Origin of the sequence: Pseudomonas trivialis, from assembly GCF_001439805.1 — a bacterium.
GTDB lineage: Bacteria > Pseudomonadota > Gammaproteobacteria > Pseudomonadales > Pseudomonadaceae > Aquipseudomonas > Aquipseudomonas trivialis.
The window spans coordinates 72,115-94,340 of sequence record NZ_JYLK01000018.1 but is presented as its reverse complement, the minus strand read 5'-3'; the positions used below and the strand labels follow the sequence as shown (position 1 = coordinate 94,340).

16 protein-coding genes and 2 pseudogenes are annotated in these 22,226 nt (G+C 53.7%); 16 read left to right on the top strand and 2 right to left on the bottom strand.

Going from position 1 to position 22,226, the window contains the following annotated elements; translation table 11 throughout:
- Nucleotides 1-56 precede the first annotated feature (56 nt).
- The 11 genes and pseudogenes from TU79_RS26670 to TU79_RS21665 all read left to right on the top strand — a co-directional run bounded on the left by TU79_RS26670 (nt 57) and on the right by TU79_RS21665 (nt 6,634).
- Complete coding sequence (locus tag TU79_RS26670; RefSeq protein WP_231986886.1) at nt 57-1,067, top strand: Hint domain-containing protein; 1,011 nt, start codon at nt 57-59, stop codon at nt 1,065-1,067.
- 131 nt (nt 1,068-1,198) lie between these two features.
- A complete protein-coding gene (locus TU79_RS21690; RefSeq protein WP_069665394.1) occupies nt 1,199-1,522 on the top strand; it encodes a hypothetical protein in 324 nt (107 codons plus the stop codon).
- An 89-nt stretch (nt 1,523-1,611) separates the two neighbouring features.
- Nucleotides 1,612-1,851, top strand: a complete 240-nt coding sequence (locus TU79_RS21685; protein ID WP_057009915.1) for a hypothetical protein — start codon at nt 1,612-1,614, stop codon at nt 1,849-1,851.
- Nucleotides 1,852-1,866: 15 nt separating this feature from the next.
- Nucleotides 1,867-2,115 (top strand): hypothetical protein, encoded by a 249-nt coding sequence (locus TU79_RS25635; RefSeq protein ID WP_082638642.1) that lies wholly within the window; start codon nt 1,867-1,869, stop codon nt 2,113-2,115.
- 271 nt (nt 2,116-2,386) lie between these two features.
- Nucleotides 2,387-2,686 (top strand): hypothetical protein, encoded by a 300-nt coding sequence (locus tag TU79_RS21680; protein WP_231986908.1) that lies wholly within the window; start codon nt 2,387-2,389, stop codon nt 2,684-2,686.
- Between the two features lie 199 nt (nt 2,687-2,885).
- On the top strand, nt 2,886-3,212 hold the full coding sequence (locus TU79_RS25625) for a hypothetical protein (RefSeq protein ID WP_231986887.1): 327 nt from the start codon (nt 2,886-2,888) through the stop codon (nt 3,210-3,212).
- 12 nt (nt 3,213-3,224) lie between these two features.
- Nucleotides 3,225-3,902 (top strand): hypothetical protein, encoded by a 678-nt coding sequence (locus tag TU79_RS21675; protein WP_057009913.1) that lies wholly within the window; start codon nt 3,225-3,227, stop codon nt 3,900-3,902.
- 647 nt (nt 3,903-4,549) lie between these two features.
- Nucleotides 4,550-4,639: pseudogene (locus TU79_RS27090) on the top strand (HNH endonuclease); the annotation flags it as partial.
- Entirely contained in the window at nt 4,636-5,013 is a 378-nt protein-coding gene (locus TU79_RS25615) for a hypothetical protein (protein ID WP_082638638.1), read from the top strand. The pseudogene TU79_RS27090 and the gene TU79_RS25615, both read left to right, overlap by 4 nt.
- Nucleotides 5,014-5,533: 520 nt before the next feature.
- The gene (locus TU79_RS21670) at nt 5,534-6,076 is read left to right on the top strand and encodes a hypothetical protein (RefSeq protein WP_057009912.1); all 543 of its coding nucleotides are present in this window, start codon (nt 5,534-5,536) and stop codon (nt 6,074-6,076) included.
- Nucleotides 6,077-6,091: 15 nt separating this feature from the next.
- A complete protein-coding gene (locus tag TU79_RS21665) occupies nt 6,092-6,634 on the top strand; it encodes a hypothetical protein (protein ID WP_057009911.1) in 543 nt (180 codons plus the stop codon).
- A 223-nt stretch (nt 6,635-6,857) separates the two neighbouring features.
- On the opposite strand, the gene TU79_RS21660 is transcribed toward TU79_RS21665, so the two are convergent.
- Nucleotides 6,858-7,127: a hypothetical protein gene (locus TU79_RS21660; RefSeq protein WP_231986888.1), complete on the bottom strand. Its 270-nt coding sequence runs from the start codon at nt 7,125-7,127 to the stop codon at nt 6,858-6,860.
- A gap of 155 nt (nt 7,128-7,282) precedes the next feature.
- Here TU79_RS21660 and TU79_RS21655 point away from each other — a divergent pair.
- The 4 genes and pseudogenes from TU79_RS21655 to TU79_RS21645 form a co-directional block, all read left to right on the top strand.
- Nucleotides 7,283-9,259: pseudogene (locus tag TU79_RS21655) on the top strand (DUF637 domain-containing protein); the annotation flags it as partial.
- A 969-nt stretch (nt 9,260-10,228) separates the two neighbouring features.
- A complete protein-coding gene (locus TU79_RS21650; protein ID WP_015373461.1) occupies nt 10,229-10,621 on the top strand; it encodes a hypothetical protein in 393 nt (130 codons plus the stop codon).
- A 600-nt stretch (nt 10,622-11,221) separates the two neighbouring features.
- On the top strand, nt 11,222-11,689 hold the full coding sequence (locus tag TU79_RS26145; RefSeq protein WP_139136812.1) for a hypothetical protein: 468 nt from the start codon (nt 11,222-11,224) through the stop codon (nt 11,687-11,689).
- 99 nt (nt 11,690-11,788) lie between these two features.
- The gene (locus TU79_RS21645) at nt 11,789-12,484 is read left to right on the top strand and encodes a hypothetical protein (RefSeq protein ID WP_057009908.1); all 696 of its coding nucleotides are present in this window, start codon (nt 11,789-11,791) and stop codon (nt 12,482-12,484) included.
- Between the two features lie 169 nt (nt 12,485-12,653).
- Here TU79_RS21645 and TU79_RS21640 read toward each other — a convergent pair whose 3' ends face one another.
- Nucleotides 12,654-12,911, bottom strand: a complete 258-nt coding sequence (locus TU79_RS21640; RefSeq protein WP_057009907.1) for a hypothetical protein — start codon at nt 12,909-12,911, stop codon at nt 12,654-12,656.
- Nucleotides 12,912-13,598: 687 nt separating this feature from the next.
- Here TU79_RS21640 and TU79_RS21635 point away from each other — a divergent pair.
- Nucleotides 13,599-21,836: a hemagglutinin repeat-containing protein gene (locus tag TU79_RS21635; RefSeq protein WP_231986889.1), complete on the top strand. Its 8,238-nt coding sequence runs from the start codon at nt 13,599-13,601 to the stop codon at nt 21,834-21,836.
- The last annotated feature ends 390 nt before the right edge of the window (nt 21,837-22,226 follow it).

Below are 22,226 nucleotides of genomic sequence, written 5' to 3'. Positions count from 1 at the left end.
GCAACAGCTATGAGTCAGCTGCGCAAGTCTCAGAGTTAGTCACTGACGTTGCGACCATGGCCACCCCAGGATCTACTGCCGGCAGGTTTGGGCAAATTTCCAAGGCCAGCGAAGCCTCGGCGCTTGTCAGGGCAGACGGTGCCCTGGTGACGAGAAGCGAAGCTACTGCGGCGCAGGCGACCCGATTGGCTGATGACATCCCAACCTACGGTCTGAGCCCCAACAGCGTTGACACCACGTTACGGTTTGAGAGCACAGGCACCCGTACACCAACTGCATCCATCGGTAGCTACCAACCGACGGCCCTCAGTGGTGATGTAGGCAGCTACGTTAGAACGGATGACTTACTTGTTGCCAGAAGCAATGAAGTCGTGTTGACCAAATACAAAGAGCCTTGCTGCTTTGCAGCAGGCACCAAAGTATCTACCCCGAATGGCGACCGCGCCATTGAATCGCTCAAAGTCGGCGACGTGGTCTGGAGCAAGCCGGAAAGAGGCGGCAAACCCTTCGCCGCGAAAATTCTGGCCACCCATCAGCGTTCCGACCAACCGATTTACCGCCTCAAACTGAAAAGCGTTCGGGTAGACGGCAAAGCTGAGGGCGAAACCCTGCTAGTCACGCCGGGTCACCCGTTCTATGTTCCGGCCAAGCGCGACTTCATTCCTGTTATCGATCTTAAACCGGGCGATCTGCTGCAATCCCTGGCCGATGGAGAGACGGACAACACCTCGTCTGAGGTTGAGTCGCTGGAGCTTTACTTGCCGGTGGGCGAGACCTTCAACCTGACGGTGGACGTGGGACACACGTTCTACGTTGGGGATTTGAAGACGTGGGTGCACAATACGGGGCCGTGTGCGTTGCCGGAGGGGTATTTTGGTGCAGAGGCGATTGGTGGTCCAAAAGGTGCTGCAACGGAAGGAACGTTTCCAGACGAGGTATTTACCGGGAAGAAACCGCATCAGACCACTCCTGGAATAGGGAGTGTGACACAGGAGAGGTACAACCCCGCGACTGGGAAACTGGAGAAGTCTGTGATCGAGTACGACCCAGTATGGCCGGCAGGTTAAAAGAACGGATTACACTAATCACGGATATGGGAACCAAGAAAAGCCTGCTGAATATCATTCCGACCCCCACACGCATACCTATGAATATGGTCCAGGCTATGGCTCCAACGGGAAAGAGACGAGGAATAATAATGATTAGTCTTCCAGAGTTGAATGAGTTGCTTGTTGCTCACAACTGCTTGCATGCAATTAGTATTCAGTTGAATGCTGACGGGATAGCTTATGATTTATCTCTATCGATTTCGGTGTCTGAAAAGGTAGGGGCTGATGTCGTTAGTATCAGGTTCATTGATATTAGCCAATTTACGTCCCGTGATTTTGGCGGCGGATTAACTCAGCTGATGCACATGAACGTTAGTAAGCTTGATTCTGGCTTTGATAGGATGCGTTATCAACTGAGTGATCTTGAGGATAAAAAGTTGTCGTTTTACTTCTCATCATTCTCGCTTGATTAGCTGGTCCAAAAGGGATAGGCGAAGCTTCAGGGTCGGCAAAAAACTTCTCAATTGCCGATCGCGTCTTTGGTCAGCTCAATGATCCTCGAATGGGGCAACTTGCAGGAAAGCTTGATGCCGATGCCTTACAGAAGCTTGCTAATAACCCCAGCGCTACTCGCTTCATGGACGCAAGGACAGGGCATATCAGTGTAATTCAAGAAGTTGAAGGGAAGCTGATTCGAATTACCGTGCCAAGAGACGAGATGAAGATTATTTCTGTTGGCCCAATTAGACCTGACCAAGTTAAAAATTTGTTAGGCAAGGTCGATTTTGTCCCGTTACCTTAAATTTTCGGAGGGCTTGTGGCTTCAATTCATATTGAGGAAATTCAAAAAATCCTGTTTGCGCAAGGCAATAAAGATTCCTTGCCAAATCAAGATAATGGGGAGGGCTACTTCCTAGAGATTAGATTTGACAGCTCTACTCGCAAGGTATCTGGGATTGTTGATGAAGAGTATAAGTATAAAGTAATAACTCTGGATTGCCCTTACGGCACAGTAGTTATTTTGTGTGATGAGGAAGGGCAGTTAAAATCAATTGAGTTAAGTTAGCTGGCGCCAAGAGATCTGAACGAGCAGACTTTGTGGAACCGAGTGACAGAAAATCCCTCTGCCGGTCGTGATTCAAAACTAGCGGGCGATAAAGACTTCCCGCGGAGTGAGGGATGGAGAAAAATGGAAGTAAGTCACCGTCTACCTAGCGGAGAAAATATAACCATCCACTACCAGTACAATTCCGTAACTGGTAAAGCATACGATATGAAAATTACTACGCCGCAACAGCTGCCCCCTGTGCTGCAGCCCGGTAGGACTATTGAGTGATGTGGATATGATTATTCGAGAAATTGGGCGAGAAGAGCCTGTACAGGTGTTTGGGATTTACTGGATAGAGAACGAGCGTTTTTACTGGGTCATTCCTTATGATGGCTACGGTGGCCTGATGGCACTCAGCGATAGAGAAGTCGATGTTGTTGACTCTTCTTTGTCAAGTGATCTCATCCTCTGCAAGGATGGGGGGGGAGGGGACATGATTCTGCATTGGGCAGCGGAAGATTTGATTGAAGAGCTTGTGGAGCGTGATCCACTAGCAATGGTCGAGTTCTTAGAACGCATAAAAGGCTGATGGTGCAAAGGAGGTAGCAGGTACAGCTTCGGCGGGTGGGACGAAAGTTAGCCTAGAGACTAATATTGCTCCCGAAATAAAACTGCATTCAGATGGGAGCTATCGAACCCCTGACGGAAAATTTTCAAGCCCGACTGGTGTATCTCCTCCGGGAACAGCCAAGGCAAATGAATTTGCGGAAAATTTAGAATCCAATGGAATGGAAGTTGTGGGTGCTGAGATGGTTGTTAACGGGCCTCTCGGTGATCGTAGGTATGACATTGTAGTACGTGACACAAACGGAAAATTGCAGTGCCTTGAAGTGAAAAGCGGAACCGTTGGAACAGAAATCTTAGAAAGCGCAAAGGTGCAGGCAGAGCTTCAAGCAAAATTAAATCGTGCCCAGCAAAATTTTGACGCTAACCCTACTAGAAAAAACACTGATAAATTAAAGTTTGCGGCGAGAGACCTGCGCAACGCGACTAGAGATGGTGAATGTTTGATCAAAGGTTGTGTTCCTTCCGGCTATTTCAATCATGTAAAGTAATGGGCAATAATTATGGACAAAGAAACTCAAGATATTCTATACGAAATTCCTGAAGGAGCAGACGTTGCAGATGCCTCTGAGTTGGACGTTGAGGATGTTCCGCAATATCGCATTCAGGCGCTGATCAAATTTTTAAAAGATGACACGGATAACACTGTTAAGTTTTTTGCCGCTAGATTGTTGGCAAGTTGGGGGCTTAAGGAAGGTTTTAATTACCTTGTTTTTGTTGTAAACAACAAGGGTAGCTTTAAAAATGTTTTGTGTCATAGGATTTATGGTTATGACGATACGCTTAAATTTGCGCTGTTGGCGTTTGTTAGTTATTTTGCAAATCTTGCTGATCAAGGTCGACTAGAGGGCGCTAGAGCTGAAATTTTTGATCCTGTATCCAAAATAATAACGTATTCTAATAATATGCCTTTTGAAATTTCAGGCCTGTTTTGGATTGTACGGAATGAGGGCTTTTTAGAGTATATTCCTTTGTTGCGTGATCACCTCATTCATCTTCTTAAAGATCCCGCCATGCATCGATGGAAAATTTATGACGTAATAGAGTTGTTAATGGAGGTTGATGGTGAGTTTACACAGGGGGTTTTAAAGAGTATTAATAAGGAACTGAATGATTTTAAGTTGGACTCGCGATCACCGAGAAGGGATGGAGAGAAAAGCATCTTTTTAAGTTCGAGCTAAAAATACGTGTTAAATAAATCCGAACTCATTTTTCTAAGTGTAAAATTTACTGTTTCGGTGTTTATCAGTCCGATGTCGTAGGAGCAGACAACTCTGCCGAGCCTGGATCCTTCAATGGGATCTGGCTGAAGTTTTGGAGTGAGCAAAAATGATACTGGAGGCATAGGAAAGTATGGAGAATTTCATCTATGGCGTGATGTTTATTACCCCTCGCTTTACGAAATTTCCGATGATCAAGATGTGCACGATTCGTGCTTGAACGGAACCACTCCTTATGCTGAAACTAAAAAAGAGCGTGTGGATCTTGAAACTATCGAAGACGTATCGGCTCATTTTTGGTACTCCCTTACGCGACGTACCTTCCATAAAAACTCCAGGAAGAACTCCTACAAACCCTGGATGTGAGTTCATGTCTGGGAGCAAGTAGCGACTGTTGACCATGATGCTGAGAGCAGGTTTGTTAGCTATATTCATGTGAAGAAAAAATTTAACATGAAAAGTTGGGCCAAAATCAAAGCTCTTTAAAAAATAATTTTATCTTTCTGCTTGAAATTTAAACAGGACGGTTATCAAATAACCATCCCTTTTTATTTACGAAGCTTGAGTCGGGGGAAAGTAAAATTGATGGATACACGTGACATCATCACCAAGATAGCGGACGGATGCAGCTCGTTCCGGAGCTGATTCACAGTAAAACTGGACACATAGGTGGTGAAGCTGTGGGGGGCGGAAAGTGATTATAGAAAAAACTGAGCGTTATAGTGATGAGCTTTTAGGGTTTGTTATTACCTGTCTGTTCTGTGAGGCTATTGATAGACCAGAGTTACAATCATGGTGCGCAGAATTTTTAGGGGCGGAGGGAGCTCCAAGTTTTTTATATGATTTGATTGAATTTGATGAGTCTATTTTCAAGATCTACAAAGTAATTGGCTATGATCCAAGTTGGAGTCACTCTAAAAACGAGGAATATGCTTTATATGGAATAGCACTGCTCCGTGGCAGGATACCCTACGATATGCCGCTTTCGGCTGCCGAAATGTTGGACGAGCTAGCCCGGTTGCCAGCGATACAGCATATGTTTCGTAAAGTATTTCCAAGTATTGTATTTTAAAAGATAGGATGGATTTGTTTGGGTTGAGATGAGCGTGTTAGCAATAATGTAGAAATTTGGGCTGATTTGTTTAGATTAGTAGAAGGTTGGATAGATTTATTTAAGTCAGAGTTGAAAGTCGTATTAAATTAATTTGTTCCCTTTTTGTTCGATAGGGCAATAGATATCCTTATTGAGCAAAATATCAGAAATATTTCTGTAAGGGTGGAACGGTGATGACCAACTATAAGCTCGAATTTCGACATAGACCTGGTGTTTCAGAGTCTATCGAAGAGAGGCATAAAGATTTTTTGAGAGCTATAGGCGATTTGGACGCTCCGTGGAATTTGAAAGATGCCATTAAAGTTTCCCTGTTGGAAGTGAGTCGGTGACTTCTGTGTCATTGGATAAGCCACGTCCAGTCGGCGTTAGGCGATCTGCTGCAATCCCTGGCCGATGGAGAGACGGACAACACCTCGTCTGAGGTTGAGTCGCTGGAGCTTTACTTGCCGGTGGCGAGACCTTCAACCTGACGGTGGACATGGGACACACGTTCTACGTCGGGGATTTGAAGACGTGGGTGCACAATACGGGGACGTGTGCGTTGCCTCCGGGCTTTTTTGGTTCAGAAGGGCTAGCAGTCAACGGAGTTTGCGAGGTAGCTATCACCGGTGAAACAGCGTCGACCTCTCTGGGTAAAAGAGTTCATAAAACACAAGCGGACCTACGCAGAGAGTCCGGGCTATTAAGCACGGTGGAACAGGCTATAGCAGATCAATTTGGCAACCCAATTTTGGTTCCAAAGCGGGTTGATTTGAAAACGGGCGAAGCGCAGCCTGGGGCAAATTTCCAAAAGGCGATCCCTGATGCAGCTAACTTCGATCGAAGGCTTATAGTGGATGACAAACCGCTGGGCCGTCCTATTGCGAAGGACAGGCACGAGATTATTAGATTTATTGAGGCATTTAGGCAAAGGGAGGGCGTTTTGCCTGAAACGATAGGCATACAACGATATGCCCCTAAAACTGGCTTGCCCGGGAAAACTGAGCTGTACTCACCGTATGATTTTTTACCAAAAAAATAATTAGGAGTCTAGATTATGAGTTTTGAGCATAAAGCGTTCATTTTTGACTTCGATAGTTTTGATAGCGAGCTTAGGCCATTATTGGAAAACTCTTTACATTCTGGAGATATTGAGCCGCTGCGCTGCTTTATTGTTTCTAACAGGAAGCTTTTGGTCGATCCCTATGAGGGAGATGCGCTGGATGACGACTGGGAGGATATGATCGAAGACAAAGATGCTCATCAATATGGGGACTTTGCGCTGACGAAATATTATTCCCCGAAGGATGATCAAGGATTAGGAGTGAAATGGGCAGATTTGCAGGAGATAATCTCCAATCGAGGTAAGCTAAATATTTCTCCTTTTTTGGGTGCGCCAGTAGGTGTAGATGGCGAGTTTTTTGATCCTGGTAAAATGGGTTCGTACTTTCAAACTACAAATGAAGTAAGTGAAAGCCTAAAAAAGATTGAGGAAATTAAAAGTGAGCTGGCAGATAATTTGCTTGAGGGTTTGGAGAAATATGAAAGTTTTCTCGGTCAAACTAGTTTGGTTGGAAAAGGGGTCTATGTAACTTTTTGATTTGAGCGAGTGAAGTGAAGATGGAAAGTAAAATGTTGTTGGTCTCAAAGATATCGCTGGCGAGTCACGTTTTAATTTTTGGCGCGATATTAGTGGTTGGCATATTTTTTATTTTCTCTGGCTTCTTGCGATTTTTTCAAGAACCAAAGCTCTTTAAAAAATAATTTTATTTTATGCTTAAATATGTAGGCAGGGCGGTTACCAGATAACCGCCCATTTTTACTTATGAAACTTGCGAATTCAACTTCCGCCCAACTACATCCAGCAGATCACACCCATTCCTCAGCGGTATAGCCAGCAGCAGCGCAAAATCATGCAGTACAACCGCATCACTGCTGATCTCCTCCCTAAATGCCAAATTCTCCAAAAACTGCGTCACCGCGCGAATACGATACGCGGCGGCGTCATAGAGAACATCGAGAGGCGCTTGCGTGTAGATCACCAGCGTGGGAATGGCTGAGTCGTGGCCTGTTAATGGCATGTATCGGTTCATCTTTAAGCTCTCTACTTAAGTGATAAATGCCATCACTCGAACGTCGCCAAACGCAGGGGTGACAGCTGTACGCAGTTTGGCGAGCCGGCAGTAGAGAAACCGGCAGACCCGAAGGTCTCCCGCGCACGGCCGTCATAAAACGACTTTGCCACGCTGACCAGTTCCGCTACCTGATGGACAACGTGCTGGCCAGCAAGGACGCCCTGAACCACGACATCGTGTGGATGGAAAACCGCGTGATCGACGGTCAGACCGTCCTCGTGCCCGTGCTTTACCTGGCCCAGGCCGAAGCGCGCAACGTGCGCGGCAACAGCCTGATCCAGGGCCGCGACCTCAACCTGGTCACCGGCGGCGACCTCATCAACGTCGGCACCCTGCGCGCCGGCCGCGACCTCAACCTGATCGCCGCCAGCGACACCAGCGTCAAACACGAGATCCGTGACGGCGGCGAAAAATCCAGCATCACCACCGACGTCAAAAACCTCGCCGCCAGCGTCACGGCGGGCGGCAACCTGACGATGAAGGCGGGGCAGGACGTCAACGTCATCGGCAGCAGCGCCACCGCCGGCAAAGACCTCACGGTCGAAGCCGGACGCGACTTCAACGTCGCGTCGGTCAGCGACATGCACAACGTCGAAGGCAAGGAGAAGCACGGCAAGAAACGCATCAAGACCTCGGACGACCAGACCACCCAAGTGGCGAGCGTACTGACGGCGGGTGGGGATTTTGTCAGCCAGGCCGGGCGTGACACGACGATTGTTGCGAGCAAGATCAGTGCGGGGAATGAGGCTTATCTGTATAGCGGGGATAAGTTGAGTTTGTTGGCGGCGCAGGACAGCACGCATACGTTGTATGACATGAAGGAGAAAGGAAGCTGGGGCGCTAAAAAGGCGCAGATGGATGAAGTTACTCGTACCACTCAGGTAGGTACCGAGATCAAGACGGGTGACAACCTAGTTCTGAAAAGTGGCGGCGACCAGTTGTACCAAGTCGCCAAGCTCAACAGCGGTAAGGACATCATCCTCGATAGCGGCGGTGCAGTCGTCTTTGAAGGGGTAAAGGACCTGCACGATGAGAGCCATACCAAAAGCAAAAGCGACCTCTCCTGGTTCAGTGCCAAGGGTAAAGGAAACACCGATGAAACCTTGCGTCAGAGCGAGTTGGTTGCCCAAGGACAGCTTGTCATTAAGGCCGCCGAAGGCATTCGTATCGATGTTAAACAGGTCGATCAGCAGACCGTAAGCCAGACCGTTGATGCGATGGTCAAGGCTGATCCTAATTTGGCCTGGCTCAAGCAAGCTGAGGCACGTGGCGACATTGATTGGCGCCAGGTGAAAGAGATTCACGAGAGCTTCAAGTACGACAACTCAGGGTTGGGCGCCGGTGCCAAGATTGCGATTGCGATCATGATGGCGGCGATTATGGGGCCGGTAGGATTCGGGTTACAGGGCGCCACCCTAGCGGTGAGCACCAGCCTGAGTACGACGGCAGTCACCAGCACCATCAACAACAAGGGCAATTTGGGTGCAGCGCTTAAGGAAACGGCCAGCGCCAATAGCCTGAAAAGCGCAGCAGTCGCTGGGTTTACGGCGGGTGCCCTTGAGTATGCCGACACCAACTGGTTCGCTGGTGCTGACGGCGCAGGTGCAGGCACAACCACCGTCCAAGGGGTTACCCCAAGTACGGGCTCAACCTTGGCGGTTACTAACTCTTCCAAAGATATTTTCACTTGGACGTCAGCGGGTGATATCGCGCTGCGTACGGGAGGCCGGGCGGTAATCTCTAGCGGGATTTCAACGGCCGTCCAAGGTGGAAGTTTCGGCGACAATTTCAATGCTGCCTTGCTGGGAGAGGCTGGCAACGTTGCGATGGCTACCGGGTTTAATTGGGTGGGTGATTACGTCACGTTCCCTAATGGGAGTCCTCAGAAGATTATTGCGCATGCTTTGATGGGGGGATTGCTGGCTGAAGCGACAGGTAGCGATTTCAAAACCGGGGCTGCCTCTGCCGGGCTGAATGAGGCACTCATCAATCAGTTGGTGTGGGCTGCTCAAGGCAATGACGACATCACGCTGATGCTTTCACAACTGACAGGCTTGTTAGCAGCTGCGGCGGTCGATGGAGATTTGGAAAAAGGCTCTCAGATTGCTCAGAAAGCGACGACGTTCAACTATCTTTACCACGAAGAAGTCGAGGAGATGCTTCGGGAGGTAGATAGCAAGGCTACGGAGCAAGAGAAGCTTGAGGTCCGGCAGCGTTATGCGGAACTTGATCAGCAGAGAAATGACGAGTTGGATGCGCTTTGCGCACGCGATCCGCAACGCTGCCGAGGTATTGCCACTTCCTTGGCGAACGATGATCAGAAACTCGTTGATCTGGTAGGTAGGTTGAGATCCCAAGGGCAGGGCGGGGCTGCTTCTGCGGTTGGTTTTGTGATAGGGAACAACCTAGACGCGTCCAGCCAATTGCAGCAGATATCAGCTCTGAGGGTGGTGGGCCATTAGTTAAGCTCGGTGTGGAGGCGATTAAGGCAGGCGTTGGGGTTACGCTACCCTCACGTTCTGGCGCGGGGAAAGGGAAAAGCGGCCAGATTGATATATCAACGGCAGGCGGCAAAAACTCCTCTGGTGGAATTACCACTGTCTCCGATGAAATGAGAGCCAATCCTTATCATCCGGATTGGCAACAGTACGTTGGCGGCGAACCACGCGGAGTAGGTGCGGATACTGTAAAAGGCACCGAGGTACCAAAAGGTAAAGCGAAGACTCCAAAAACCGTAGAGGAAATATCAAATCCACCACAGGCTCCGATAATTCCGTCGGGCTGGGTGAGTCGACCGGGTAAAAACGGCGGTGAAGTCTACTATCCGCAAGGGACAGATCCCGCGAAAGGAGAGCACATACGGGTTATCCCCCCTGGATCGTCATCTGTTCCAGGTTATGAGAATGGCTACTGGCGCTGGCAAAATTCAGGGAAGCAGCCGATGAATCCTGCGACTGGGAAGCCTGGGATCGGTCAGGGAGACACGCATATTCCGCTTCCTCCTGATTCTTCACCCCCCGTTCGTCGCTGAACGTTTATAGATTAATTTAGAGGGACGTATGAGCACCTTGTCAGATGATTTTGATTTTTCTCTGCTTTCTGGCTGTTATCTGGAAATGGTTTGTTTTGGCGTGCGTATCACGAGGTTTGATTTTTCAAGGCCGCAGACATTCGCTGGTGTGTCGCCCTATAAAGTTTCATTCTGTGTAGAAGCCGGGTTGAAATATGAAATTGACGACATCGTGGGGCAGCGCGAATTTAATGACTCGTCTACCAGTGCGCCTTTATTAGATTTTTTATTAATGGACGTTGAGTCTGTTGAGGAAGTCGAGCCTGATACATTACAAATAATATTCAGCACGGGAGCGAAAATTACTATGGAGCCGGATGTTGCAGATGGTTATGAGTCTTATTCGATTTATTTGGATTCCGGTGACATCATCGTCGTCTGAACGGGTAAGAGCCGAGGAAAGGAGGCAGATTTATTCGAGTTCGAGGTGACAGTAAAAAAGCCTCATAAATCTTTCCTCCTCATTTTTAAATAAGGCAAAAAGTGCAAAATAGGACAAATTTTTTAACTTGAGCTGGGAAAGCGCTTTAAATAACTGCGTCGACCTTTCTTTGATCATTTGTTTAAAGGCGGAATTAATGGGTAATTTAATTAAAGCTATAAAAAACCTGCCTTCGATTTAAAAGGTCAGAAAAACTGCTCAAGGGCTCTTGTTTAACGACGCGGATGATGAATTTCTCCTTGAGGGGGAAGGTGGTGTTCAGCTTGGTATTAGTTTTACTACAGACTATCGAGCGTCTCTAGATCGTGCGCCTGACCAAATAATTCAACATATTTCGATTCATGACTAGTCACTTAGATAATATCCTCAGGAAAATGGCTGCGTGACTGTATTTCACACCGTAGGTCCTACAAAAACGAGAAAAAATCCCAGCTAACAATGTGAGTTGTGAACGAAAGCGTGACTATGGTTAATTACAAAATCAGTTCTGATTTTGGTTGCAACTTAATATTTTTGTGACATCAACCAGGAAGTTGCACCATGACGTTAAACGCCTATCCTCGAATAAAAGTTTTTTTCGCATTCCTGCTATGCCCTTTTTTTTCGGGATTAGTAGCGGTGCCTTTTATATTGATTTCGATAATGGTTACTGTACTTGAAAATTCATCATTAATTGGAGAGGTGAGAGGAGCGGAAGTCTTCTCACTTTTTGTTACCGTGCCCATAATGGCTCAGTTGATCTTTCTTTTTCCGGCATTAGCATTAGCAATTTCACTTGTTTTCCTCAAGGTTGAGCGTAAAGCTAATGTGCACTGGGTAATATCAATTGTAGCCGCCACTGTTTCGGCTGCATGGATGTTTGGTATTGTTTTTTTCTTTATAGGTAAGGTTGAAGGATATGGAGTGATGAGGAATATGTTTCCTGTATTTTTGAGTTTTGTGTTGGCAGGAATATCTACATGGGCGGCTGCTTATTGGTCCCTTCCGCAACGGCAATCCAGTGAATGATCGGCGAGATTGGAGAAGCTGGTTTTCTTTTGAAGTTGGCTGCGTTTGTTGATAGTGAGCAATAATATAATCGATTTCAGATATTCAGGGATATAAAAAATGAAAATTCTTTTCTCCGCTTTTTGTACGTTATTTCTACTGAGTGGTTGTGCCACCAAAGACCTGAGTATTGAGAACCGCCAAAAGATTAAGACTCTCGCTGTCTTGCCAGCCTCTTTCCCTGAGCAGCAGTTCAAGTACACCAGCATGGATCAGGCATGGGGTGCAGGCCTGGGTGCGGGTGCCGGAGTGGCTGTGGGAATGGCGTCGGGTGCGTCCAAAGTCGCAACCAGTGCTATGGCTGGCGCGGGTGTGGCAATGGGCGCGAAAGTAGCAGATGGCGGGGCTTTAAGTCCTCGTCAGGCCATTTTGTTGAACTTGCAGCGCAATCAAATAGATCCGGGCCAATTGTTTAAGCAGCAATTGGAGGCTCGGATCACGGCTGAGCAATTATTCAAGGTTGTTCCAGAGGGCAGCGGAGCGGACGCCCATATGGAATTTGTCATATCGGAGTGGGGCTTTGCCCTGAAAAATTATAGCTCAGAGCTTTATCCCACTGTTGGCGTTGTTGCGACCATGAAGCGCGGGGACGTGGCAGTCTGGAGGAATTTCGAAACGATCACAGCGTTCAGTGACGGAAATACCTTGGCGTACACACCTCAGCAGTACGCAACAGACCCTGAAGTTCTCCGTGGCGCTTTGCAGCATGCTTTCGAATTAGCGATAGAGAAGCTAATGACTGATTTAAAACAATAGAAATTATGACGGAAAGCGTAAGTCCATTTTATTGAAAGGAAGGACTTTATTATTTCCCCGAGGCGGGTGTGCTGCCTAAGTTGATAACGCAGCACGCGACAGGCCACAGATTATTCAGTCGTGCAGTTCACGCATAAAACGGGCGACACGACGGCCGCCCGACTTTCACTCAGGCCGGATCCGCATTAAGCCTGCGACTGATCACATCCAACACATCACACCCATCGCGCAGCGGAATTGCCAGCAACTGCGCAAAATCTTGCAGCACCACCGCATCGCTGCTCAATTGATCGCGAAACGCCAGGTTTTCCAGCAATTGGGTAACAGCGCGGATGCGGTATACGGCGGCGTCGTGGAGTACATCCAGCGGTGCCTGGGTGTCGATAATCAGCGCTGGGACGGTGCAGTCGTGGCCGGTTAGGGGCATGTATCTATTCATGGGTACAACCTCGGTCAGTAAGTGAGGCTGTCGCCTTTCGTCGCCAAACGAATGGGTGACAGCTGTACGCAGGTTGGCGAACCGGGACCGAGTTCCGGCAGACCCGAAGGTCTCCCACGCACAGCTGCCATAAAGCAGCGATGCGGGTGCGCAAGCCCCTGCAAGCACGCAGAACGCTTTCGCATACGGTCAACGGATCGCCAAATCCGATCGCCCTGTTGGACGACCGGCGGACTATAAGTCTTCAGCCCAAAAGCACGCAAGGAGGAAACATGGCAAATCCAAATGGACAGTCCGTTCTCTCATTTGGATATACATCCCATTCGTTAACAACCGAACTCCTCCAATTGCGACCTGTTTCACAATCCCCCCAAGAACTTTTCCAACCTTCCCGGTACTAACCTATCTCGACGGCAGTTTGCTGGCTAAATAATGGCAACTAATTACCAGCCCGCAAACAAACTGCCCTCAATACAGCTGCCGCTTGTCGGAATAACGCGTCCAACAACCGGAATTTCATCTTTACGGTGATGTGAAGTTGTTATTAATCAAAAAATTGCGTGCCCAGCCGCTCGGCCCTGCACTTGACCCGGCAAGTTCGATGCCTGTGTGCCACCCAATAAGTTTCGACGGATCGAACAGTCTCTATCGCCCCGTCGCCTTGAGATTTTGAATATGGACGCTCGCCCCGCTTTTGCCCTGAAACGCCTGTGCCAACGTGGCTTGGCTTTGATCCTGGCCAACGTGCTGTTCTGGCAGCCGTTGCTGGCCCAGGCCGAGGGGATTGTGGTGAGCGGGCCCGGTACTACGGTCGGCCAGGCGGGCAATGGCGTGCCGGTGGTGAATATCGCCACGCCCAATGGCAGCGGCCTGTCCCATAACCAGTTCAGCGACTACAACGTCGGCCCCAATGGGGTGATCCTCAACAATGCCAGCGCGCCGCTGCAGAACACGCAGTTGGGGGGGATCATTGTCGGCAACCCTAACCTCAAGGCCGGCGCGGCCAATGTGATTCTCAACGAGGTCAACGGCGGCAGCCCCAGCCAGTTGCGCGGTTACACCGAGGTGGCGGGGCAGTCGGCCAAGGTGATCGTGGCCAACCCGTATGGCGTTACCTGCAGCGGCTGCGGCTTCATCAACACGCCGAACGTGACGCTGACCACCGGCAAGCCGGTGCTCGATGCCAGCGGCCAGTTGCAGCGCTATCAGGTCGACGGCGGCGCGGTAACCATCGACGGTCAGGGCCTGAACGCGAGCAATGTCGACCGTTTCGAGATCATCACCCGTACCGCCAAAATCAACGCGCAGATCAATGCACGCGAGCTGAACGTGATCACCGGGCGCAATGACGTCGACGCCAAAACCCTGAACGCCACCCCGCGCGCCGATGACGGCAGCGCCAAGCCGGAGCTGGCCATCGACTCGTCGGCCCTGGGCGGCATGTACGCCGGTGCAATCAAACTGGTGGGCACCGAGGCTGGCGTGGGCGTGAAGCTCGACGGCACGCTGGCCGCCAGCGGCGGCGATATCCAGCTGGATGCCAACGGCCACTTGAGCATGGCCCAGGCGGCGGCCAGCGGCGCGGTGAACATCAACGCGGCCAGCCTTGAGACCAAAGGCGCGGTCTACGCCGGTAGCACGCTCAAGGCGCAAACCCGCGGCGAGCTGAAAAACAGCAAAACCCTCGCCGCCCGCGACAGCATCAGCCTGGCCAGCAACGGCCAGTTGACCAACAACGGCATCGTCGAAGCCGGGGTCAATGCCGATAACACCCGCAATGCCAACGGCGACGTCACCCTTAACGCCCAGCGCATCACCAACACCGGCACGCTGATCGCCAACCGCGCGCTCAGCGCCACGGCCGCCCAAACGCTGAATAACCAGGGCGGCACCCTCAGTGCCAAACAGGCGCTGACGGTGAACGCGGCGGCTGTGGATAACCAGAACCAGGGCCGTCTGCTCAGCGATAACGCGCTGGTGGTCAACACGGCCCAGCTCGACAATCGCCACGCCGGCATGATCTCCAGCGACGGCGCGCAAACCCTCAACGTCAGCGGCTTGCTCGACAACAGCGCCAGCGGCTCGATCGACAGCAGCGGCGCCATCGCGCTGCACGGCCAGGCCCTGGACAACAGCGCCGGCAGCTTCACCAGTGGCGCGGCCATTACCCTCGACCTGCTCGGTGACCTGATCAACCGCAACGGTAAACTGGCCAGCGCCGGGCCGCTGCTGGTCCAGCGCGCCGGCCATGTCGACAACCAGGGCGGCAAGCTCGCCAGCCAGGGCCTGCTGAGCCTGTTCGCCAATAGTCTCGACAATCAGAACAACGGCACCCTGGCCGCCAACGACGGCGTGACGGTCACCACCAGCGGCCTGCTGCAGAACGGCAGCAACGGTTTGATCCACAGCGAAAACGCCGGCCTCACCCTCAGCGCCGGCAGCCTGGACAACAACGGTGGTCGGCTGTCCTCCAGAGCCGGGGATGTGTTGATCGACGCCGGCCAGTTCAGCAACGGTACCGGCGCGGTGTTCGCCGGCAATCGTGTGTCGTTGCGTGGCGGCGATGTTGACAACGCTGGGCAGATCGCCGGGCAGGCCATCGATGTCAGCCTGCGTGGCGCACTCAACAACCGCAGCCTGATCGAGAGCGCCACCACGCTGGATGTGGGCGCCGCCAGCCTGAGCAACAGCGGCCAGATGCGGGCACTGGGCAGCGCCGGTCAAACGCGTTACGTCATCGGCGGCCTGTTGAGCAACAGCGGCGCTCTGGAAGCGGCCAACAACGCGTTGAGCCTTGCTGCCGGCGCGTTCCAGAACACCGGCGGCAGCGTGCTGCATGTGGGCAGCGGCGTGTTCGACCTCAGCGGCATCAACCTCGATGAGGTTGGCGGCAGCCTGGTCAGCCACGGCGACCTGACCCTCGACAAAGCCCGTTGGACCAACAGCAGCACGATCCAGGCCGAGCGCCTGACCGTCAACGTCGGCACCCTCAACCAGACCGCCAGCGGCAAACTGCTGGCCGGCACCCGGCTGGTGGGCAGCGGCCAGGACTGGACCACCGCCGGCGCCGTGGCCAGTAACGGCACCCTCGACCTCACCCTGGGCGGCACGCTCAACAACAGCGGCCGCATGACCGCCGCCACCGACCTCAGCCTGCGCGCCGCAGCCGTCAACAACCTCGGCACCCTCGGCAGCGGCGGGGCCACGACCGTCACCGCCGCCAGCCTTCTCAATGACAACGGCCTGATCTTCAGCGGCGGCGACATGAGCCTGCGCGTCGAGCGCCTGAAAAACCTTGCCGCCAACATTTACGCCCTGGGCAACCTGCGCATCGACCGCGACGGCCAGGGCGGCCTGGCCGACAGCATCGTCAACAGTTCCTCGACGATCCAGACCGACGCCAACCTGACCCTCGCCGCCAGCACCCTTCAGAACATCCGCACGCTGCTCACCAGCGAATCGGGCATCTACAGCGCTTCCATCACGCCCACCGCGTGCATCTTCAATGTCACGGGCGGCGACTGTGACGGCGGCAAGGAAAACCGCCCGTACCTGATTGCCCAGCGTGAGCACTTGATCGTGACGCAAGCCAGCGCGGCGTCCAGCATCACCTCGGGCGGCAACATGCTGCTGACCGGTGGCGAGCTGCTCAACAGCAGCAGTAGCATCGCCGCCGGCGGCAACCTGACTGCCGTCGTCAACCAGTTGAACAACGTGGGCCTGGTGACCCACGACACCCTTAGCGAACGTATTTTTGCCTCCGAGCGCAGCCGTCACCCGGAAATCTGGGCCGAGCCTGCGGCCGCGTTCAACCAGCGTTATTCCATCGGCGGGGCGAATTACGACCCCAACAACATGAGCGGCGTCGAGGCCGCCATGGCTGCCTTTATCGGCACCATGGAGCGCGAGTGGGTGCCCCTCAAGACCACCGAGCTGGCGCCTTCCGACCAGCGTTACGCAGCGGTGATCCAGGCCGGCGGCGCCGTCAATGTGAAAGCCCAGGCCGGCATCGACAACAGCGTGGTGCGCGGCGGTTACACCTACGTGGGCAGCGGCGTCAAAACCGACACTCGCGCGCCGGGCTACGCCACCCTGGTCAGCCTCAACCCGCAACTGCCGCCGGACGTCGCCCAGCAACAGGTCAACCCCCTCGGCCTGCCCGGCTTTGGCTTGCCCACCGGGCAGAACGGTCTGTTTCACCTCAACGACGGCACCGGCGCCAGCGGCCTGCCCAGCAGCCAGTTCGCAGCCAACCCGCAAAAGTACCTGATCGAAACCAACCCGGCGCTGACCGATATGCGTCAGTTCCTGGGTTCGGATTACTTGTTGGCCAAGCTGGGCTTCAACCCGGATCTGGTGCAAAAGCGCTTGGGTGACGGTTTCTACGAACAACGCTTGATCCAGCAAGCCGTGCTTGCCCGCACCGGCCAGCGGTTCATCGATGGCCTGACCAGCGACGCCGCCCTGTACCAGCGCCTGATGGACAACGCCGTCGCCAGCAAAACCGCGCTCAACCTGGCCGTGGGCGTGAGCCTCGCCGCCGAGCAGGTCGCGGCGCTGACCCACGATATTGTCTGGCTGGAAAACGCCACCGTTGCCGGCCAACAAGTGCTGGTGCCCGTGCTGTACCTCGCCCAGGCCAGCAACCGCCTGGCGCCCAACGGCGCACTGATCTCCGGCAACGATCTGAGCCTGATGGCCGGCGCCGACCTCAACAACGTCGGCACCCTGCGCGCCACCAGCAGCCTGTTCGCCAACGCCGGCGGCAACCTCACCAACAGTGGCCTGATGCAAGCCGGAGGGCGCCTCGACCTGCTCAGCGGCAACACCCTCAGCAACCGTGCCGGCGGCATTCTTGCCGGCCGCGACGTCAACCTCGCCGCCGGCGCCGACCTGCTCAACCAGCGCACCGTCACCACTCACCAAAGCGCCAGCGGCTACCGCACCGAACGCAGCGACTTCGTCGACAACGCCGCGCGCATCGAGGCGGCCAACGCGCTCACCCTGCAAGCGGGCGGCAACATCAACAACGTCGGCGGCGCACTCAAGAGCGGCGCCGACACCATCGTCCAGGCCAAGGGCGACGTCAACGTCAGCGCTTCGCACACCCTGAACAGCGGCAACATCGGTAGCCGCTCGAGCTTCAGCACCCTGGCCCAGCAGGGCTCGGTGGTCGAGGCGGGCCGGGATCTGCATGTGGTGGCGGGGCGCGATATCAGCGCGGTGGGCAGTCAGCTCAATGCCACGCGTGATTTGGCGATGGCGGCGACCGGCAATGTGAATCTGGGCGCGGTCACCAATGAGCAGCATTCGGCCTCCAATTCGAAGAAGGTCACCAGCAAAGAGGACCACGTTCAACAGGTGGGCACCTCGCTGGTGGCCGGTGGCGACCTGTCCCTGAGCGCTGGCAACGACCTGACCGCCACGGCCAGCCGCGCGAGTGCCGGCCAGCAAGCCTACCTGTACGCCGGCAATGACCTGGCGCTGAACGCCGCGCAGAACAGCGACTACAGCTATTACCGCAAAACCAAGACCAGTAGCGGGTTGCTCTCCAGCAGCCAGAAGACACGCATCGACAGCAGCAACCAGATCGCCCAGCAAGGCTCTTCCATCAGCGGCGACACGGTGGTGGTGCGTGCCGGTCGAGACATCGGCACCACGGCCAGCGATGTGGTGTCCACCCACGCCACACGCGTGCAGGCCGGGCGCAACGTATTGATCGACGGCGCGACCGAAAGCTTCGAGCAGAGCCATTCGTCCTCGGTCAAAAAATCGGGCTTGCTGAGCACCGGCGGTATCGGCGTCACGCTAGGTTCCAGCAGCAACAAAAACACCACCACCAGCAGCACCGAAACCACCCGCGCCAGCAATGTTGGCAGCGTGCTGGGCAGCGTGAACATCCAGGCCGGCAAGGACCTGACCGTGCGTGGCTCCGACGTGGTGGCGGGCAAGGACATCAGCCTGGCCGGGCAGAATGTCAGCATCCTGGCATCCGAGAACAACAACCGCAGTGAGCAGACCGCCAAGAGCAAATCCAGCGGCTTGACCCTGGCGTTGTCCGGCACCGTGGGCAGCGCGGTGGACAGCGCTTACCAGACCGCCAAACAGGCCAGGAACGAGGACGACACCCGCCTGTCGGCGCTGCAAGGCGTGAAGGCCGGCTTGACCGGTGTGCAGGCGTGGCAGGCGGCGCAGAAGGACGGGGGCATCAACGGCGGAAACGTCGCGCAGTTCGTGGGCATCAGCCTCTCCCTGGGCTCACAAAAGTCCGAGTCCAAACAGACTCAGGAACAAACCCTCAGCCAGGGCAGCAGCCTCACCGCCGGCAACAACCTCACCATCGTGGCCGACGGCAACGGCACGCCCGGGGATGCGGGTGATATCCGTGTGCAAGGCAGCAAGCTGCAGGCCGGCAACCAGATGCAACTGGCCGCCGAGCGCGACATTCGCCTGGAGGCGGCAGCCAACAACCAGAAACTCGAGGGCAACAACAAGAGCAGCGGCGGGGCGGTGGGCATCAGCCTGGGCGTAGGCTCTGACGGCGGCGGGTTGAGTATCTTCGCCAATGCCAACAAAGGCACAGGCAACGAAAAAGGCAACGGCACCACCTGGACCGAGACCACGCTGGACGCCGGCAACCAGATCAACCTGACCAGCGGGCGCGACACGACCCTCAAAGGCGCGCAGGTCAGCGCTGACAAAATCGCCGCCACCGTCGGCCGCGACCTCACGCTGCAAAGTCTGCAAGACAGCGACAACTACAAGTCCAGGCAGACCGATGCGAGCGCCGGCGTCAGCTACGCCATCATCGGCTCAGGCGGCAGCGCCAACCTCAGCGTCAGCAAAAGCAAGCTCGACTCCAAATACCAAAGCGTGCAGGAACAAACCGGCCTGTTCGCCGGCAAGGGCGGTTACCAGGTCGACGTGGGCAACCACACCCAACTCGACGGCAGCGTGATCGCCAGCACCGCCACGCCGGACAAAAACCGTCTGAGCACCAGTACCCTCGGCTGGAGCGTGTTGAAGAACAAGGCCGAGTACAGCAGCAAATTGCAAAGCGCCAGCGTCAGCACGGGCAGTGATGGCTCCGGCGCCTTCATCAGCAACATGCCCACCGGCACCCTGATCGCCTTCAACCACGGCGACAGCGACAGCGGCACCACCTCTTCGGCCATCTCCAACGGCACCCTCGACATCCGCGACCCTGCCAAACAACAGCAGGACGTCGCCACGCTCAGCCACGACGTCGAACACGCCAACGGCAGCATCAGCCCGATTTTCGATAAGGAGAAAGAGCAGAAACGCCTGCGGCAGGTGCAGCTTATCGCGGACATTGGCACGCAAACGGTCGATATCGTCCACACCCAGGGCGAACTCAACGCCAACAAGGCGGCACGCGAAGAACTGGCCAGGCAAAACATTGATAACCCAACGAGCGACCAGATCCACGCCAGCGCCGCGTACAAAAAAATCATGGCCGACTACGGCGTCGGCGGCGATTACCCCCGCGTCGCCCAAGCCGTAACAGCAGCCTTGCAAGGCTTGGTCGGCGGTGACATCGGCTCCGCCATCGCCGGCGCGTCGGCGCCGTACCTGGCCCAAGTCATCAAAAAAACCACCGGCGACAACGCGGCCCTCAACACCATGGCGCATGCCGTACTGGGTGCAGTGGTCGCGCAGGCGCAAGGCAACTCGGCACTGGCAGGCGGGGCTGGCGCAGCGACGGGTGAGTACATTGCGCACCAGATGTATCCGGGCGTGGCAACGGCGGATCTGACGCAGGAGCAGAAGGAGACCGTGTCGGCGTTGTCCGGTTTGGCTGCGGGGTTGGCCGGTGGGATTGCGGGAGGCGATCTGGGCGGGGCGGTTACGGGGGCGCAGGCGGGGACAAATGCGGTTCAGAACAACTATCTGAGCGAGGAGCAGAAAGCTCAGCGTGATGCGGAAATGGCGGCTTGCCCGGGTGTGGGATGCCGCACAGGTACCGCTACCAAGTGGCTGGCAATCGATATTTCGCAGGATGCCGTCTTTACAGCAGGTGCACTCTCAGGTGCGGCTATTGGGTTGAATGAATCCATCGACAGCATTGTGCACACGGCCGGTAACTTTACAGAGACCATCTCGGCTCTGAAATCCGTCGTCGAGAGCGGTGGTGTTTGGGATTCGGTCAAGCAATCGTACATCGACCGCCTTGATAAATTGCAGATGCACTACGAAGAAGCCGGGGCCAGTGGTTCATACCTGGCTGGGGTTGAAACCGGCAAGCTTTTGATTGATATGGCGAGCGTTCTCGCTGATGGCGCCGGGCTGGTGAAGGGTGGTGCCTTGCTGGCGGAGAAGGTTACGGCCAGGGTTGCCAAGGCTGAGTTGGAGGTGGCGGCGAAGGGCTCGGCGGGTACGCCTCCGTGGTTCAGCGCTGAGGGGGAGTTTAGCGGAAGGCTTTCTGATGGTTATGCGTCGGGAACGACTACGACTACGTTTAATGGGGTTGTGGTAGAGAACGCTGGGGATTTTAGCGGCGGGATTGGTGTAAAAGCGATAGACGACTCTGCGTCTTACGCTAAATGGTGGGATGATCTAGCACAGCCAAAAAACTTAACTGATAGAGAGGCTAGAGCTTGGTATTTGTCTAAAGAAGCAGAAATCCCAGCTCGAATTAACAGTAGCGCCTCCTTGGAAGAACAGGCGAAGCAGGCTTTTGATATGAGAAATGATTTGAGGTCAACGGCACGAGAGTTAATGTCTAACAGGACATTGGCTGACTCCTTGAATAAGACTGACCCAAATAGAACTTGGAGTGAAATTGTGAATAAATATTCTGGGCAAGGTCTATCAGGAGATGAATTGTGGTCGAAGATCATAGAAAAGTCACAGTCTTCTCGAACGTCTGTTAATGATGGTTTGGGAATGTAATCTTATGTTTCGATTCTCCGAGTCAAGTTCTGAAACTAATCATTTCATATTTTTCGATGATTATGAGGAGGAAAGGTTCGAAGAGTTTGTGAGTGTCGTCTTGAGAACTCTGAGGATCAAAGAAGAAGCCCGTAGATTTGGCCCGTATTCAGTATTGGTTTCAGCTTGTTATGAAGGCAATACATTAATTTTGACTAGTGGATCCTTTGAGGGATGTTTTATTTCCATGGAGAAAAGTGCAAGTGCTTTGTCTAAAAAAATAATCCGGAGATTTAATCTCGTAGATTGATTTGGTGCAAAAGCACCTGCCCAGATCGACAGTCCGCCCGTGAAGAATGGATGGAAGGTTGGTGATGATGTTTATAATCAAACGGCTAAAGGTAACGACCC

Excerpts from the sequence above, each read along its gene's own strand:
- TU79_RS21690 (WP_069665394.1), top strand. The coding sequence starts at position 1,199 with ATGATTAGTCTTCCAGAGTTGAATGAGTTGCTTGTTGCTCACAACTGC.
- TU79_RS26670 (WP_231986886.1), top strand. The coding sequence starts at position 57 with ATGGCCACCCCAGGATCTACTGCCGGCAGGTTTGGGCAAATTTCCAAG.
- TU79_RS21675 (WP_057009913.1), top strand. The coding sequence starts at position 3,225 with ATGGACAAAGAAACTCAAGATATTCTATACGAAATTCCTGAAGGAGCA.
- TU79_RS26145 (WP_139136812.1), top strand. The coding sequence starts at position 11,222 with ATGACGTTAAACGCCTATCCTCGAATAAAAGTTTTTTTCGCATTCCTG.
- TU79_RS25625 (WP_231986887.1), top strand. The coding sequence starts at position 2,886 with ATGGAAGTTGTGGGTGCTGAGATGGTTGTTAACGGGCCTCTCGGTGAT.
- TU79_RS21635 (WP_231986889.1), top strand. The coding sequence starts at position 13,599 with ATGGACGCTCGCCCCGCTTTTGCCCTGAAACGCCTGTGCCAACGTGGC.
- TU79_RS21650 (WP_015373461.1), top strand. The coding sequence starts at position 10,229 with ATGAGCACCTTGTCAGATGATTTTGATTTTTCTCTGCTTTCTGGCTGT.
- TU79_RS21660 (WP_231986888.1), bottom strand. The coding sequence starts at position 7,127 with ATGAACCGATACATGCCATTAACAGGCCACGACTCAGCCATTCCCACG.
- TU79_RS21665 (WP_057009911.1), top strand. The coding sequence starts at position 6,092 with ATGAGTTTTGAGCATAAAGCGTTCATTTTTGACTTCGATAGTTTTGAT.
- TU79_RS21685 (WP_057009915.1), top strand. The coding sequence starts at position 1,612 with ATGGGGCAACTTGCAGGAAAGCTTGATGCCGATGCCTTACAGAAGCTT.
- TU79_RS21670 (WP_057009912.1), top strand. The coding sequence starts at position 5,534 with ATGGGACACACGTTCTACGTCGGGGATTTGAAGACGTGGGTGCACAAT.
- TU79_RS21645 (WP_057009908.1), top strand. The coding sequence starts at position 11,789 with ATGAAAATTCTTTTCTCCGCTTTTTGTACGTTATTTCTACTGAGTGGT.
- TU79_RS21640 (WP_057009907.1), bottom strand. The coding sequence starts at position 12,911 with ATGCCCCTAACCGGCCACGACTGCACCGTCCCAGCGCTGATTATCGAC.